Source organism: bacterium (assembly GCA_019912885.1).
Taxonomy (GTDB): domain Bacteria; phylum Lernaellota; class Lernaellaia; order JACKCT01; family JACKCT01; genus JAIOHV01.
Genome location: JAIOHV010000165.1, coordinates 1 through 16,602, shown reverse-complemented (window position 1 = coordinate 16,602; position 16,602 = coordinate 1). Strand labels below are relative to the sequence as shown.

Here is a 16,602-nt window from a genome sequence, read left to right as displayed (position 1 = left end):
CGCCGGCGAGGACGCGACGGCCGCCGTCGTTCGCGCGGAGCGCGCGTGCGCCGCCAACCCGGCCGTCGCGGCGTGGGCGCGGGTGTTCATCGGTACGGGAGAACGATAAGCGTAGGACGCGCGTACCGGCGCGCCAGGATCGCGATCCTGCGATTCCATTCCACATTCCGCATTCCGCATTCCGCATTGGCGATTCGCGCCCCTTGGCGGACGCGCGTTTCGCCCGTATCGTCGTCGGCTGAATCAAATGGCGGCGCGCATGGATCTTTCGATCGTCATTCCGATGCACAACGAGCAGGCGAATATCGACGAGCTTGCGCGCTCGCTGGCGCGGCTTCGCGATCGGCTCGACGTAAAATACGAGATCGTCGTGGTGGACGATGCGAGCGACGACGCCACGCCCGCGATGCTCGCCGCATGGGCCGCGCGCGACGAGCGGGTACGCGTGGTGCGTCTTGCGAAAAACGGCGGCATGGGCGCCGCGCTGATCGAGGGCACGCGCGCCGCGCGGGCGCCGCATGTCGTATGGTCGATGGCCGATCTCTCCGACCGCGTCGACGACATCCCGCGCCTATTCGCCAAATTGCGCGATGGATATGACCTCGTCATCGCCTCGCGCGCGATGCCCGGCGGATCCTACGGCGACCTCGGCCGCGGGAAATCCGCCCTTTCCCACGCCTATTCGTTCGTGACGCGCCTGTTATTCGGCATCCCCGCGCACGACATCACCAACGCGTTTCGCGGCGTGCGCCGCGAGCTGATCGACCGCGTGCGTCTTGTGAGCCGCGATTTCGCGATCTCGCCCGAACTCGCGATCCGGGCGCGGCAGGCGGGCGCGCGCATCGCCGAGATCCCGACAACCTACCGATATCGCACGCGGGGCGACAGCCACTTCCGCATCCCGCGCATGGGTTATCGCTACGCGCTGCTCTGGCGGCTCGCCGGGCAGGCGGGTTCCTTCGATGCGCCACGCACCCGCTCCCTCACGGTCGCGGCTCCGACGACGCACGACACGCTCCGGTAACGCCTGCGAACAGTCGCGGCTCCGACGACGCACGACCCGCCGAGGTAGCGCCCGCGCGGCGAATTGACGCTTGAGGGCATTGCCGATCTAATCGATTTTCCGAGGATCGACGCATGGCCCGCGCGCTGAAAATCCTGCTGCTTGGCCCGCCCTGGGGTGAGGTGTACGGCAACTTCCGTTCGATCACCCGTTCGCTGAACCTCAACCCGCCGCTAAACCTCGCCTACCTGGCCGGAACGCTCGCGCGCGATGGGCATGACGTGTTGCTGCACGATCTCGAATTCGCGCCGCGGCGCCTTGCGCATCTGCACTCCCATGTCGATGCGTACGCGCCGGACATCGCGGGGATCACGATCACCTCGCCGATGGTGCCGGTCATTCGCCGAATCTCGGCGGCGCTGCGCCGCCTGGGCGTGCCGCTTGTCGCCGGCGGCCCGCACGTAACGCTTGTCGGCCGCGACATTTTCCGCGACCTGCCCGATGTCGATTACGCGTTTACCGGCGAGGCGGAGGAGTCCTTCGCGCGATTCGCCCTGGCATGGGGTTCCGGCGAGCGCGCGGCGCGCATCGAAGGGCTGATGTTGCGGGATCGCGACGAGCCGTCTGGCGCGCCGCCGCTTGTCGCCGACCTGGACGCCCTGCCCGAGCCGCATTACCCCGGCATCGACTTTCAAAACTATCCCTGGAGCGTTAAGGGACGCCGCCGCGTGCCCACGCGCACGATGCTCACAAGCCGCGGCTGCCCGTTCCAGTGCGTGTTCTGCGCGATCGAAAACCTCACCGGCCGGCGCGTGCGTTACCGGTCTATCGACCGCGTCGTCGCCGAGATGGAGCGCGCCGTCCGCGAGACGCCCGCGCGGCATTTCGTGTTCGTGGACGATTTCCTGACGCTGCGCCGCGAGCGCATCATGGAGCTGTCGGAAAAGCTTGCCGCGAAAAAGCTGCCGCTCACGTGGGAAGGCGACACGCGCGCCGACTCCGTGGACGAGGAATTGCTGCGCGCGATGGCGCGCGCCGGATGCACGCGCGTGAATTTCGGCATCGAAAGCGGCGACGTGCAGGTGTTAAAAACGATCAAGAAGAAGCTCACCCTCTCACGCGTCGTCGAGGCGACGCGGTGGGCGAAGGCCGCCGGCATGGATACGCGCGGCACCGCGATGATCGGCAACCCCGGCGACACGCGCGCGACGATCGACAAGACGATCCGTTTCCTGCGCGATCTGCCGCACCTGGACCAGCCGTACCTGTCGATCGCGCAGCCGTACCCCGGCACGGAGTTGCGCCGCATGGCGCTCGCGGGCGAATCGAACCTGCGCATCGTCGGCGGCGGTCTCGACGACATGCGCCGGTACGGATCGTCGGTCATGCAGGTCGGCGACATCGGCCCCGCTCAGATGGTGCGCTTGCAGCGCCGCGCGATCTTCCGCATGTACGCGACGCCGCGCCGTGTCTTTTACAACCTTTTCCGCGCGGACCCGCGCGACACCATCGGCATGGCGCTCGCATTGTTGCTGGCCGTCGCGCGTCCCGTCCGCCGGCAGCCCGCCGTGAGCGCGCCATTCGCGGTATGATTCCGGCGGGGCCGCGCGACGGCGCCTCGCTTTCCGGGCCGCCAGGCTCCGAGGCGCCGATCCGGCCGGCCGTTCATTCGATGGCGCGGCTTCGCGGCCTCGATCACGCGCTCGCGCTGGCCTTCGGCGTCGGCGTATACGTCGCACACTGGCTCGCCGAGTTCGGAAACCATGTCGTGCGGCGGCATCCCGCGGCCATCCCCCTGATCGCTGCCGCGATCGTGGCGCTGCTTATGGCCCGCGACGCCGCGGCGCGCCGCCGCCCGCGGCTGTTGCGTGTCGCAAGCGCTTTTTACTACCTCCCGCTCGCCGCCTACGGCGCGTTTCTGGCCTGGTCGCTCTCCGGCGCGGACGCCTGGCTGGTGCCCGCCGTGGCCGCCGTCGGAGCGGTATCGTTCTTCTTGCTGCGATCCGGCCGCTACGTAATCTTTCTCGCCGTGCACGCCGCCGCGCTTGCTCCGCTCGTATGGATTTTGATGCGCCATACGCCCGAGCCCCTCCCGATCGGCGCTCTGTATATCGCGATGCTGCTTTTCTATGGGCTGCTTTCGCGGCGCGAAAAGGCGCTTGGCGCAATCGCGCCCGTCGCGCTGGCCTTTTACGCCGGCGCCACGTTGTTGTACGGAACGATCTATCTGCGTTATCAGGGGATCTATCCGGAGCTCGCGCCTCGCGTCATCGCGCAGCCCGGCGTGCGTCTCATCCATGGGTACGACGGCGAGGCGTTCGAGGCCGTCGGGCATCACCACATGTTCGGCGCGCGTGCCGGCGACGCATTGCTGCTTGGCCCGCACGATCCGAACGAGTCGTTCATGCTGCTTTCGCCGCCGTGGTCCGCGCCGGGCATGCAGGAGATCGGAATCGGCACGCGCGCAAGCGACATGGCGGCGTTTGACCCGGCGCGCCCGGATACGATTTTGGCGGCGAGCCGCGGCCGCGTTTTCCGGATCGGCATCGAACCGTTCGGCATCCTCGAAGAGACGGCCGTCGAGGCCGGCCTATTGAACATGCTGCGTGTCGATCCGGACCGGCGCGAGCTGTTCGCCTCGCAGGACTGCGGGGATCGCATCGTGCGCCTCTCGCTCGATGACCCCGCGGACGTGGCCTATTCGCCGGACGTCGGAGCCGCGTCGTGCACGGTGGACGTCGTGCTCGATCCGGTCCGTTCGGCGTTCGTCGCCGGCGTGATGAGCCCGTTCGGTTACAAACTTCTCGTGGGCGACATGGAAACGATGCGGTGGCGAACGAGCGCCCGGCTCCCGTTCGTGTATGCGTTTTTCCTGGAGATCGATCCGAAGGCGCGGCGTCTCTGGGTCGCGGCGTTTTTCAACGGCGATCTCGTGGAGGTGGACGCCGATACGCTGGAGGAAGTGTCGCGCCACCGGCTTGGCGACGGCATCCGCAATCCAACCTTCGATCCGAAACGCCGGCTCCTGTATCTGTCCGACTACTTTCGCGGCGACATCATCGTCTGGGACGTGGATCGCCATGTCGTGCGGCAGCGCATCTTCGTCGGACCGATCGCCCGCTATCTTCAACCGGACATCACCGGCGACCGGCTTGTGGTTCGCACCTCGGCGGGCACTTTTGAGATCGATCTGAATCGCGCGCTCAGGCCCGCCGGGTCGGGCGGGTAGCCGCGCGGCGCGTGCGCGCTAGCCGACGTCTTCGGTGGGGCGAAGCGGCACCGGCGCCGACGCTCCGATTCGCCCGGTGAAACGGAAGGAAATGACCTTGCGCGCGATCTCCCGGATGGTGGCGCCGACCATGCGGAAGGGGCGCGGATGCGTCCGGAGAATGCGCAGGATGCGCGTCGGCGAGACGTAGAAACGCAGGTACGCGCGCCGGTGCACGCGCAGGATGTCCTCGATCGACGCGTCGGAAACGTTGCCGAACTGGCTGTCGTAGAACATCCAGTCCGGGTTGGAATCAAGCATGGCCTTTTGCGGCGCGGAAAGCTGTTCGTACATTTCCGTGCCCTTGAACGGTTTGACGCGGTAAAAAAACGCGCCGCCGAGCCGGGATTTCACGGCGAAGTTGACGGTGTGCTCCATGTCCTCGGCCGTTTCGCCCGGAAAACCGAGCATGAAAAAGCCGAGGCAAAAGATTCCGCGCGCGCTGCACTTGGCAAGGTTCGCCCGGGCGGCCTCGAGGTCGAGGCGCTTTCGCATGGTCTTCTGCAGGCGCGGCGAGGCGGATTCGAAGGCAAAACCGACGAGCACGGTGCCCGCGCGCTTCATGGCGTCGATGTAGCGCTCGCTCATGATGTCGGTGCGAAGCCCGTTCGGGAAGTGGAGCGTCGCGTCGGGAATTTCGGCGTGAATCCGATCGAGGATCTCGATCGCCCGGTCTTCCTTGATATTGAAGATGTCATCCACGATCTCGAATTCGCTGACGCCGTGAAGATCCCTGAGCCACTTCATCTCCCGGACGACACTGTCGGAGGAGCGCCCGCGGAATTTCTTGCCGAAGATCTTGTGGCAGTAGGTGCACGGGTACGGGCACGCGCGCGAGGTGAAAATCGTGAAATAGGGACGCTTTCCGACGGCAGACATGCCGAAGGTTCGCCAATACGGACGCGGATCGATGGTCTCCCAGGCGGGCAGCGGAAGATTGTCGGGGTCTTCCTCGACAAGAGGCGCCGGCCCGGCGACAACCGTCCCATCCTGGCGGTACACGACGCCCGGAAGTCCCGCGGGATCCTCGCCGTTCTGAATCGCGCGCAGCATCGACGTGAACGTCAATTCGCCCTCGCCATACGCGCCGTAGTCGACCGCGGGATTTTCCAGCGCGTCGTAAGGCAGCGCGCTGGGATGCGGGCCGCCAAACATCGTCACGACGTGCGGCGCGCGCCGCTTGATCTCCTGGGCGATTTTGCCGACGTTCTGCGCGGCGGAGGTCTTGGCCGTCAAGACCACCACACCGAAGTCGCCGCCGACCACGCGATCGGCGACCGCATCGACCGACTTGCGCTCGACATATTGGTCGAAGTACGCGGCTGCATCGATCAGGCCGGCCTCGCGCGCGTGCGCATGCAACAGCAGGCCCGCAAGCGGAAAACTGGCGACCGGACCCGGATAGGGAGCGGCGACGTTGACGAATAAGACGCGCCTGTTGCGGACGTTCGACATTCGGTGCTGTTTCCCGGCGAAATTCACTGTCGTTCAATGTATCGACTAGCGACGCCGAAGGTCAATCGCCATGCGGCGATCGTTTGTGTAGATCGTTACGTATCTCCAAGGTTGTGCGGACGAAAAGGGAATGCAGCAGGTCACCCGCACCCGCCGCCCATCTGCAGGACGCCCTTGCCGCGAACGCGCGTATTGTAAACGCAAAACGGCAGCGCGCCCTGCGGCGTGAGGTAAATATGATGGCAGTTGTGCGCGCCGGCGACGTCGAAGGCGTGCCCATCGTAGAACTTCTCGATATTGATAAACAGGAAATCCGGCGGATAGCCCGCGTCGTCCGGCGCCAATAGCCGCCGCCCGTAACGCGCGAGTTTGGCGAATGCGCGCGGGTGCCGCCACGCGCTCGCGGGCGAAAAAAGCTTGTGGCATGAAAGCAGACGGTCGCCCTCGCGCATGAGCAGCGCGGGGAAGATGCACGGACGCGGCCGGAACATCGGGTGATGCGTCACCTTGTGGATGCGCTCGCCAAGCCGTTTGCTCGCCAGCAGGTCGTCCGCCGTCACCTCGCCGCCGGTGCCGTTTTCGATCGCGTTCATGACGTCGATGACGTGCGTCGACCCGGCCTCGTGATCCTCGATGCGGCCGATATGCGAGCGCGGGTAGAAGCTGACGCGGCGGATGTTCGCGTGCGACGACGCGAAGCGAAGGATGTCGCCGATCTCGCCGTCGTTCACCCCGCGCGCGACCATGCACGCGAGGTGGATGTTGAACCCGCGCTTCGAAAGCCGTTCGATCACCTTGAATTTCTGCTTCGACAGGTCCGCGCCGCGAAACTCGATGGACGGCGCGGGCGTGAAGCCGTCGAATTGCAAGATCACCCAACGCAGTCCCGCCTGCCACAGGCGCTCGATTCGCGCCTCGTCCATCAGCAGGATGCCGTTGGAATTGAGCCGGGGCGTGATGCCTTTTTGCGCGATGATCGCCTCGACGAATTCGGGCAGGTCGCGGCGAAGGCTCGACTCGCCGCCGATGAGCGAGATGTTCGGCTTCTTCTCGCGGCCGCGATAATCGGGAATGAGATCGAGGAGCGTCGCCATCGGCAGGTCGCCGTCCTCGTAGCCCACATCGCCGATGTGCTTGGCCGCCGAGACGCACGTCGGGCATGTCAGGTTGCAGCGCTCGGTGATATCGATGGCGAGCGTCGTCAGGAACGACTCGGTCTCCGGCGAAAAGATCCGCAACGGGCCCGCGGGCAACGAGCGCGCGTGCCCGTTTTCGGGCAGGCAAGCGCGATAGGTTTTCTCGTCGCGCCAGAAAAATACCTCCGTCTCGCCGTGCGTCTCGCACGTCCGCCGAAGGTAAAGGTCTCCGCCGCGCGAAAAAATCTGCCCCGGAATCTCGGTTTCGCAGTCCGGGCAAAGGCTCGTGATATCCTTCGTCCACATGGCCGGTCATTATCCGCCTTGCGGATTTCCCGCGTCAATCGGCGCTCGGGCGCGAACGCCCCGCGCATGGCGCGAATCGCCGAAAACGCCTCGAACGTCACGCGGATTACATAGACAAATCGGGTGACCAACGGGCGACGACGGGCCATGGGTGACCGTTGCAACATCCTGTCTCGCGCGCGAAGTCAAGCGAGACTCGGTTGCGGTGCGAAAATCCGGCGCTAGGATTGCGGCCGTACTGGCCGGCGCCGTCCGCGCCGAGGACACCGACAGGGGCCGTCACGCCATGCGCAGGGACACCATCGACACGATCTTCCGCGTCCGCATCAAGCATGAACCCGGCGAGCTTTCGCGTTTTACCGCCGCGATCGCGGACGAGGGCGGCCTGTTCGGCGAGCTCACCATCGTGCGCATCGGCGAGGGCGACACGATCCGCGACATCACCGTCGAAGCGAGGGACGAAGAGCACACGCGGCGCCTGATCGATGTCGCCCGGCGCCTCGAGGGCGTGGAACTGCTGGAGACCTTCGACCGCGTATTCGAGAGCCACCGCGGCGGCAAGCTGCACTCCACGAGCCGCGTCGAGATTCGGCAGCTCGGCGATCTGCGTCAAATCTATACGCCGGGCGTGGCGCGGGTGGCCAAGGCGATCGAGCGCGACCCGGAACTCGCGTGGGAACTGACGGGCATCGGCAACTCCGTCGGCATCATGACCAACGGCTCGCGCGTGCTGGGGCTTGGCAACATCGGCCCGCTGGCCTCGTTGCCCGTGATGGAAGGCAAGGCCGTGCTCTACGATCGCTTCGCGCAAGTCAGCGCGACGCCGATATTGATCGACACGCTCGACCCGGAGGAATTCGTCGCGACCGTGCTTCGCATCGCGCCGGGTTTCGGAGCGATCCACCTGGAAGATATCCGCACGCCGGACTGCTTTTTCATCGAGTCCACGCTGCGCGCGAAGCTCGACAAGCCGGTGTTTCACGACGACCAGCACGGCACCGCCATCGTGGCGCTGGCCGCCATCATCAACGCCTGTCGCCTCACGGGCCTGGACCTGCGCACGGCGCGGCTCGGGCAGATCGGCCTTGGCGCCGCCGGAACCGCCATCGCGAGCCTGGCGCTCGCCTACGGCGTCAAGGACGTGCTCGTCACGGACGTGTCGGACGAGGCCATCGCGCGGCTTACGGCGCGAGGTGCGCGGACCGTCGAGCTGCCCGCCCTCATGCACGAGGCCGATATCGTCATCGCCACGACCGGCCGCCCGCGCCTCATCGACCCGTCGATGGTGAAAAAGGGGCAGGTCATCTTCGCGCTCTCGAACCCGTTTCCCGAAATCGAACCGCAAAAGGCGCGCGAGGCGGGCGCCGCGTTCGCCGGCGACGGCCGTTCGATCAACAACGCGCTCGCCTATCCGGGCCTTATCAAGGGCGCGCTCCTGGCCCGAAGCCGCACCGTCACCGTGGCGATGCTGATCGACGCCGCCGAGGCTATCGCCGCGCACGCCGCGCCCGGCGAGGTCGTGCCAAGCCCGCTCGACCCGAAGGTGCACGAAGCGGTGCGCGACGCGGCCGCGAACCGCGCGCGCGAGCAGGGCCTTGCCGGCACGGCGCGCACGTCGCGCGCCGTCCGTCCCGTCGAGGAGTGACGATCCGCCACCGCCCCGTCGTGCGGCCGACAAGCCAACAGGAGAAACATTCACCGTGACAAAAAGGACACCGATGCCAAAGACGTCACACTTCGTGGTATCCTGTTCGTTGGCGAAAGCTCCTTATTGAGGATCGTTTGCGAAGTGTTCAGCGAGAACAATGACGACAGCACGGACGGCAGCCCCTCGAACGCGGTTGACGGCGCGGGAAGGTCGGATCCGAAAGAAACGCACCGGACCGACCTCCGCTTGAAGCCGGATATCGTCGATTCGACGAGCGTGCAGATCGACGGCCTGGCCTGGAACGCGGAGGACCGCGACCCCCTTGGCGAGCGCCGGAGAGGTATATTCACAAATAATAGGTGCCTGTCCCCTATTTTCGGCGATCCGCCGCGAAAATTCACTTACGCTAATTTTAATATCGTGAATATTGATGTAGGCAATGTTGATCGACAGCGTCGCGGAGAGCAGCTCGCCAGACAGTGGAGCGACGCATTAAGGGATGATCCATATTATAGAACGTTGATTTGGGAGACCTATGACGTGGATCGCCGTGAGGATCGGCGACACCGCTATGACGGTTTTGGAATCACATTTGGTCGATCGCTGCCGGAGAGACAAGAATGAACGGTCGCGGGCCGTTGCGTTATTTCGCGGCACTGTTATTTATCTTTGCTGTATATTTTGCGGGCTGTTCTACGCCCGAAGGAAATGGTCGGCGTGAAGAGTGTTCGTACCCCTTTGAACCAATACCCTTGGCGCCGGACAGGGTCAGGGTATGGGGTCGAATTCTTCTTGTAAATAGCGAGAATCATGTTGTTGGCGCAGTAGCCGATATTAAGCTTAATGCGCGATATTATCCTTGCGATCCGTCGGAGAGGGACGATTGCGAGTCGCCGTATACTAGAACTATTGGTTATCACTCTAAGCCTTCGGACGACGATGGATATTATTACGTTGAATTTTTAATACGCGAAATTTCGGAAGGCGGAAAAATTGCGTTAGTGGGTTCGCGCGAACTTAGCACCGAATGTAGTATTCACGTGTCAAAGGATTTGCCTGTTGAGCGCTTAATGGAAGAGATTGTCGTCGAGGTCAACATTAAAGCATACCGTGATTGTTCCGATCTAGGTTGAAAAAAAGACAGGACAGAGCGTGGAAAATGGGAAAATTGGACGAAAAAAATGGGGACAGTCACCTATTCTTTCCGATGGCCGGCTCACGGCAAGAAAGGGGCGGCCGCTCACTCACGAGCCTGTCGATTTTCTCGGCGCAATTTTTTCGACGAATGGATCTTGACGTTGTAAAAGGACGTCATGACAAATCGCAGCCATCGGAAGCGTCGTCCGGCGGGACATTTGCCGGAGACGGGTCAGCGGGAGCTTTTTTCGGATCGGTCTTTTGACAATCCTCGCGCCTCGTCGCCGTCGGGTCGTCTGACGTTCAAGGATCCGTCGCCGCACCGGATATTCGTGGGCGAGACGCCGTTGCGCTCGTATCTTCAATCGTCGGGCGTATCTTGGGTATTGCGTCTTGACGACTGGCTCCGGAGCGTGGACTGGACTCCGTTCACGTCGACGTACGATGGCCGGGGGCGCCAGCCGATCCATCCGCGGATTCTTCTTGGTCTCACGCTTTACGGTCTGTTTCGTCGCCAGTCTTCCCTTCGGGAGCTGGAATCTCTGGCGCAAACGGACGTGGGGGCGTGGTGGTTGTGCGGCGGATTGCAGCCGGACCACAGCACAATCGGCAAATTTTTGCAGCAGCACGACGCCACGCTGAGCGGGCCGTTTTTCCTGGAGATGACCAAGCATATCGTCCGCAAGCTGAAGGTGAAGACGGGCGAGGCCGGTGGGGACGGCACGGTGATCGAGGCGGTGGCCAGCCGCTACCGTTTGCTGAGTGCCCAGGTCGCGCTGGAAGCGGCCGAGGCGGCGCGGGCGGCGGCGCAGGAACATCCCTCGGACGCCAAGGCGTCGGCGGCGGCGGATCGTCTGGAAATGGCCGCGCGGATCGCGTCGGAGCGGGAGGCGGCGGCGCGCGAGCAGCGGCGGCCGGACGGACGGGTGAAGGTGAATCCGACGGAGCCGGAGGCCGTCGTGCAGCCGCGCAAGGACGGCGCGCGCCGGCCATCGTACCGGCCATCGGTGCTCGCCAACACGCAGCGTTTGATCCTGGGACAGCACGTCGAGGGGGGTGACGAGATCGCGTCGGTCGCGCCGATGCTCGCACAGCATCGGGAGATATTTGACGCGCCGCCGACGCGGCTTTCGCTGGACGCGAATTACCTGAGCGAGCGGATTTTGAATCTGGCCATGGAAAACGATCTCGATCTTCTGTGCCCGTCGGGCAAGGCCGATCGCGGCCAATGGGAGAAGGCCTCGAGCGCGACGCGGTTTGACAAGGCCGTATTTGAATACGACGAGGATGCGGATCGCTACACCTGTCCGGCGGGGCAAACGCTGCGGCCGCTCGGAGGCGGCAACGACCACGGACACGAATACCGCCGGTACGGCGACGCGCCTTGCGGCGACTGCGCGCTGCGCGCCTTGTGCACGACCTCCAAAGACGGACGCACGATCAAACGCTACGCGGTCGACCCCGCCAAGGAAGCGATGAAAAAGGTGATGGCGCAGCCGGGCGCCCGGCGGGCCTACCGCAAACGAAAGGCGATGGTCGAGCCGGTGTTTGCCGAACTCCGCGAGCGACAGGGGCTGACGCGATTCCGAAGGCGCGGGCTCGTCGGCGCCCGACTCGAATTCGCGCTGCACGCCTGCGCCCATAACCTCAAACGCGCCATCGCGATGGAGACCGCCGCCGCGAAATTCGTTGCCGAGGCCGCCAAAAACGCCCGTCTCCGCAACCGTCTCACCACCGTCGCCGCCATCCTGATCACGGCTGCCGCGCAAAATCGAAAGAGCGCCCACATCGCCGCCACAAACGCGATATCCGCTCTGCGCTCGATCTAATTATCGACAGGCTCGTGAGCAAGCGGCTCCGATCGTCGTCGCGCGCGAACAGGGCCTTGCCGGCACGGCGCGCACGTCGCGGATGCTGTAGGAGCGCCCTTCCAGGGCGATCGTAACGACAGCACCGTTCCAGGGCGCGATTCCCCCGAGGCCACGAATCCGAGGGCCACGAATCGCCCGCGAACGTCACGCGGATCACAGCCGAAACGCCGAACGCATCCGTGACACGAACAGCCCCGGATGCTAGATTTCGCGGAATGCGGTTAAGCGTCCTTGTCCCTTGCTACAACGAGCGAAAAACGGTCGCCGTCATCCTCGACCGCGTGGCGCGCGTCGACCTTTCCGCGATCGGCCTGACGCAGGAAATCGTCTTTGTCGACGACGGCTCGACCGACGGCAGCGCGGACGAGGCGCGCGCGTTCGCGGCGGCGCATCCGGAGGTTGCGATCGCGATCGTTTCGCTCGCGAAAAATCACGGCAAGGGTTTCGCGATCCGCGAGGGGTTGCGCCGCGCGAAGGGCGATTTCGTTATCGTGCAGGACGCGGACCTCGAATATTTTCCCGAGGACTGGCGGGAGCTTCTCGCGCCGCTTGCCGCCGGCGAGGCGGACGTTGTTTACGGATCGCGCAAGATGGGACCAAGCGGCCCCTACCCCGAACGCGCGATTTTCGACCTGGCGCTCGCGATCGAAAACGTCGCCGTGTTCGCGCTCTACGGCTTTCCGATCACGGATGTGTGCACCTGCTACAAGGCGTTTCGCACGGACATTCTTCGTTCGCTGGATTTGCGCTGCGTGCGTTTCGAGTTCTGCCCCGAGGTCACCTGCCGCCTGCTCGCCCGCGGGGTGACCATCGTGGAGCGGCCGATCCGCTACCTTCCGCGCGGCCGGCGCGACGGCAAGAAGATCAAGGCGCGCGATTTTTTCGAGGCGATATTCGAGATTGTCCGCTGCCGCCTGCGCTTTGGCGAACGGCGCGAATTCACGGCCCGGCGCGCGCGGGGCGAGTTGACGTCATGAAAAACGACGCGCCCGCCATCGCGCTCATCTATCCGCCGACAAACGCGGTAACGGTGATGCCCTCGCTTGGCATCGGCTACCTCGCCTCCGCGGCGCGGCGCGCGGGATACGGCGTGCGTCTGTTCGATCTGGCCCGGCGCCATCTTCGTCTCAAGGACGTGTTCCGGATTCTTGCCGAGGAGCGGCCGAAATATATCGGCCTTTCGATCTCCACGCCGAACTACGCAAACGCGCGCAAGATCGCGGCGTTGATCCGGAAGCTGCCCTACAAGCCGACGGTGCTTCTGGGCGGACCGCATGTGTCGGTCTATCCGGAGGAGGCGCTCGCGGATTTCGGCGGGCACTACGTCCTTGTGCGCGAGGCCGAGGAGTCGATGGTGCGCCTTCTCGACGCGCTGGAGGCCGGCCGCGATCCGGCCGAGGTGCAAGGCGTGACGTTTCGCCCTAACGGGCATTGCGTCAGTACGGGCGTGCCGCCGATCAACGAGGATCTGGATTCGTTCGCGTGGCCGGCGTGGGATCTCATCGAGCCGCAAAAATACCCGCCGGTGCCGCATCAGCTTTTCGTGCGGCAGCTTCCGGTCGCGCCCGTCATCACGACGCGCGGCTGCCCGTTCGACTGCAACTACTGCGCGTCGACATTCCTGTTCGGCAAGAAGATCCGCCGCCGCGACGCGAAGGATGTGGTGGACGAGATGTTCCACCTGGTCGACCGCTACGGCGTGCGCGAGATTCACATCGAGGACGACAATCCCACGCTGATTCGCCCGCACATCGACGCGCTGTGCGACGAGCTGCTCGCGCGCGATCGCCCCATCTCGTGGAAGTTCCCGAACGGGATCATGGTGAAGACCGCGGACGAGGACCTGCTTCGCCTCATGAAATCCGCGGGGTGCTACCAGATTTCGCTCGGTATCGAGACGCTCAACGAGGAGACGGTCATCGGCAAGGACGTGCCGGTCGGGCGCATCCCGGAGATTACGCGCATCGCGAGGGAGATCGGCTTGCAGACGACGGGCTTTTTCGTGCTCGGCCTTCCCGGCGAGTCCGATGCGATGGTGCTGCATACGCTGCGCGAGTCGATGAAGCTCGGCCTGGATTTCGCGCATTTCGGCATCTACGTGCCGCTTCCCGGAAGCCGCTGGGGCGAGGCGGAACGCATCGACGCGGGGGCCGATGCCGCGACGTCCGCGCGCACGTTCAGCGAGATCGTCTCACGCGGCGCGTCCGCCGCGAAAGCCGCAACTGGGATCGGGAACGGGGCCGTTGCGAGTGGAAACTGGATCGCGAACGGGAACGGTACGACGACTCAATCCTCAATCCTCAATCCTCAATCCTCGACGTCCCCGGCGCCGCCGGCGCGCCTTTCGGAATATCTCTACAGCGACGGAAAATCGCACTCCAGCGGCATCGCGTCGATCAGCCCGTTTGAGGGCTTCAATTTCTTCACCGCGACGCAACGCGACAAGGACGAGGCGAAAAAGCTCAAATCGTATCAGCGCCGCGCGGTGTTGAGATTTTACACGCGCCCGCGCACGATGCTCACGCTGGCCCGCACGCTCAAGGCGCGTCAGATCCCCGGATTCCTGCACACGTTCCGGCGGTACGTGTTCGCGTAAGGCACCACGCGCCATCGTGACCGCGACGAGGCCGGCGCCGCGGGGATCGTCGATTCGGCGTGGGACATTCGGCGTCCGCGGCCCGAAGTCCGCGATTGAGAACGAACGGTCGCAAAAAACGCGCGGGCGGACGAATGCCATTGACACCCCCGGGGCGCCTGACTAAATTACGCGCCGCCTGACTGGCGCTCCCCCGGCGATTTGGATTTCGGGACCTGAATCGGATTCGCGTTTTGTTTGATATTTCAATGGCTTAGCGATTCCGGCGCGCCTTTGCGCGCCGGGGTTTGTTTGTAAGGACGGCAACGAGCGGCGGGGACATCCGGCCGCTTGCCGTATCGAAGGCGAACGCGCGTATCGTTCTGAATACGAGAACACGGGCGTTTTTTGTGTTTCGCCGCCGGGTGCGTTTTTCGTGGGAGCGCCGGGCGACTATCGACGGGCTGAGGGTACGTGGCTCAGATCTTCGCGAAGTGGACGAACAAGGTCCCGCTGATCACGGCGCTTACGCTGGCCGGAGCGACGCTCGTGGCGATCCTTGGCACGTGGTATTGGGCCTCGCCCAAGTTCACGGATGTCGGGTATCGCCCGGTCCAGCCCGTTCCGTTCAGCCACCGGCTGCACGCGGGCGATCTCGGCATGGACTGCCGCTATTGCCACACCACCGTCGAGCGTGCCGCCGGCGCGGCGATTCCCCCGACGGCGACCTGCATGAATTGCCACAAGACCATCCTGCCCAACAGCGAGAAACTCGCGCTCGTGCGCGAATCCGCCGTGACGGGCAAGCCCATCGAGTGGGTGCGCGTTCACATGCTGCCCGACTACGCTTATTTCGATCACAGCGTGCACGTGGCGGCCGGCGTGTCGTGCGTTTCGTGCCACGGGCGCATCGACAAGATGGAGCGCGTCTGGCAGAGCCAGCCGCTTTCGATGGGCTGGTGCCTGGATTGCCATAACAACCCGGACGCGAATCTGCGGCCGCGCGCCGAGGTGACCAACATGAACTGGGCGCCGCCGGCGGGCGGTTACGATCCCCACGCCGATCCGACGCGCGGCCGCATGCCGAATCCGCCCATTCATTGCTCGGGGTGTCACCGATGAGCGCGCGCGAATCGATGACAACCCGCGAATACTGGCGCAGCCTCGAGGCCCGCGCGGGCTCGGAGGAAAGCCGCCGGTGGGTGGAGCGCGAGTTCCCCGAGGGGGCCTCGGAGCTGCCCGAGGCGGAGGACGGCGTTACCCGCCGCAAGTTCCTGGGGCTTCTCGGAGCATCGGTGAGCCTTGCCGGCGCGGCCGGCACGGGCTGCATCCGCAAGCCCGTCGAGAAGATCCTGCCGCACACCGACCGGCCGGAGTTTCTGGTTCCGGGCCGCCCGGTTTCGTACGCCACGTGCGCGTATATCGGCGGCCACGTCGAGGGATTGCTTGTCACCAGCAGCGACGGCCGGCCGACGAAGGTCGAGGGCAATCCCGATCACCCGATGAACCTCGGCGCCGCGAGTCTCTGGGCGCAGGCCGAGGCGCTTTCGATTTATGATCCCGACCGCGGCCGTCACCCTCTATCGGGCGGCAAGCCGGCGACCACCACCGCGTTTACCGACATGATCCGCGCGCACATGGGCGCGTGGCGCGGCGGCGACGCGGGTTTTGCGCTTCTGGTCGACGACAAGCCGTCTCCGACGCGCAACCACCTGCTCGACGAGATCGCCGCGGCGTATCCCGGAGCAAAGATTTACCGGCACGACCCGGCGCGCCCGGATGCCGGCCGCGAGGCGATGGAACTGGCCGGCGTGGCGGGGCATCAGGTTTCCTACCGCTTCGATCAGGCCGATGTCGTGCTCGCGGTCGATTTCGACTTTCTGGCGACCGAAGGCGACGTCGTGCGCAACGCGCGGCTTTTTTCCGATCGCCGGCGCCTGGACGGCGGGCACGACATGAACCGCCTGTATGTCGTCGAGCCGAACTTCTCCGTGACCGGCAGCCAGGCGGACAACCGGTTGCGCCTTTCGGGTGCGAAATGTGCGGCTTTCCTGTCGCGCGTGGCCGAAAAGCTCGGTGTCGGCGGAACGCTCGGCGAGTCGCTTGAGGATCGGGCCAAGACATTCGCCGACGCCGTCGCGGCGGATCTCGCGGCCCGGCGCGGACGGAGCCTCGTGGCCGCCGGCCCGCGCCAGCCCGCGGC

At 64.9% G+C, this 16,602-nt stretch carries 13 protein-coding genes; 11 read left to right on the top strand and 2 right to left on the bottom strand.

Features of this window, described 5'->3' with window-relative positions:
• The first annotated feature begins 247 nt into the window (after positions 1 to 247).
• The 3 genes from K8I61_14520 to K8I61_14510 all read left to right on the top strand — a co-directional run bounded on the left by K8I61_14520 (position 248) and on the right by K8I61_14510 (position 4,232).
• A complete protein-coding gene (locus K8I61_14520; protein ID MBZ0273249.1) occupies positions 248 to 1,024 on the top strand; it encodes a glycosyltransferase in 777 nt (258 codons plus the stop codon).
• 113 nt (positions 1,025 to 1,137) lie between these two features.
• Positions 1,138 to 2,595, top strand: a complete 1,458-nt coding sequence (locus tag K8I61_14515; protein MBZ0273248.1) for a B12-binding domain-containing radical SAM protein — start codon at positions 1,138 to 1,140, stop codon at positions 2,593 to 2,595.
• 80 nt (positions 2,596 to 2,675) lie between these two features.
• The gene (locus K8I61_14510; protein ID MBZ0273247.1) at positions 2,676 to 4,232 is read left to right on the top strand and encodes a hypothetical protein; all 1,557 of its coding nucleotides are present in this window, start codon (positions 2,676 to 2,678) and stop codon (positions 4,230 to 4,232) included.
• 18 nt (positions 4,233 to 4,250) lie between these two features.
• Here the strand turns inward: K8I61_14510 and K8I61_14505 are convergent, their stop codons facing one another.
• A complete protein-coding gene (locus K8I61_14505) occupies positions 4,251 to 5,726 on the bottom strand; it encodes a radical SAM protein (protein ID MBZ0273246.1) in 1,476 nt (491 codons plus the stop codon).
• A 140-nt stretch (positions 5,727 to 5,866) separates the two neighbouring features.
• On the bottom strand, positions 5,867 to 7,168 hold the full coding sequence (locus K8I61_14500) for a radical SAM protein (GenBank protein MBZ0273245.1): 1,302 nt from the start codon (positions 7,166 to 7,168) through the stop codon (positions 5,867 to 5,869).
• Between the two features lie 286 nt (positions 7,169 to 7,454).
• Between K8I61_14500 and K8I61_14495 the strand changes: the two genes are divergently transcribed.
• From K8I61_14495 to K8I61_14460, 8 genes are all read left to right on the top strand, one after another.
• On the top strand, positions 7,455 to 8,813 hold the full coding sequence (locus K8I61_14495) for an NAD-dependent malic enzyme (GenBank protein ID MBZ0273244.1): 1,359 nt from the start codon (positions 7,455 to 7,457) through the stop codon (positions 8,811 to 8,813).
• Positions 8,814 to 8,957: 144 nt separating this feature from the next.
• The gene (locus K8I61_14490) at positions 8,958 to 9,440 is read left to right on the top strand and encodes a hypothetical protein (protein MBZ0273243.1); all 483 of its coding nucleotides are present in this window, start codon (positions 8,958 to 8,960) and stop codon (positions 9,438 to 9,440) included.
• A complete protein-coding gene (locus tag K8I61_14485; protein MBZ0273242.1) occupies positions 9,437 to 9,949 on the top strand; it encodes a hypothetical protein in 513 nt (170 codons plus the stop codon). The genes K8I61_14490 and K8I61_14485 overlap by 4 nt, the downstream gene beginning before the upstream one ends.
• Before the next feature lie 336 nt (positions 9,950 to 10,285).
• Complete coding sequence (locus K8I61_14480) at positions 10,286 to 11,782, top strand: IS1182 family transposase (protein ID MBZ0273241.1); 1,497 nt, start codon at positions 10,286 to 10,288, stop codon at positions 11,780 to 11,782.
• A 257-nt stretch (positions 11,783 to 12,039) separates the two neighbouring features.
• The gene (locus K8I61_14475) at positions 12,040 to 12,801 is read left to right on the top strand and encodes a glycosyltransferase family 2 protein (GenBank protein ID MBZ0273240.1); all 762 of its coding nucleotides are present in this window, start codon (positions 12,040 to 12,042) and stop codon (positions 12,799 to 12,801) included.
• A complete protein-coding gene (locus K8I61_14470) occupies positions 12,798 to 14,420 on the top strand; it encodes a B12-binding domain-containing radical SAM protein (protein ID MBZ0273239.1) in 1,623 nt (540 codons plus the stop codon). Before K8I61_14475 ends, K8I61_14470 begins: the two co-directional genes overlap by 4 nt.
• A 453-nt stretch (positions 14,421 to 14,873) precedes the next feature.
• Positions 14,874 to 15,521: a cytochrome c3 family protein gene (locus K8I61_14465; GenBank protein ID MBZ0273238.1), complete on the top strand. Its 648-nt coding sequence runs from the start codon at positions 14,874 to 14,876 to the stop codon at positions 15,519 to 15,521.
• A gap of 14 nt (positions 15,522 to 15,535) precedes the next feature.
• Positions 15,536 to 16,602 (top strand): TAT-variant-translocated molybdopterin oxidoreductase (locus K8I61_14460; protein MBZ0273237.1); only part of this gene is annotated, 1,067 nt, incomplete at its 3' end.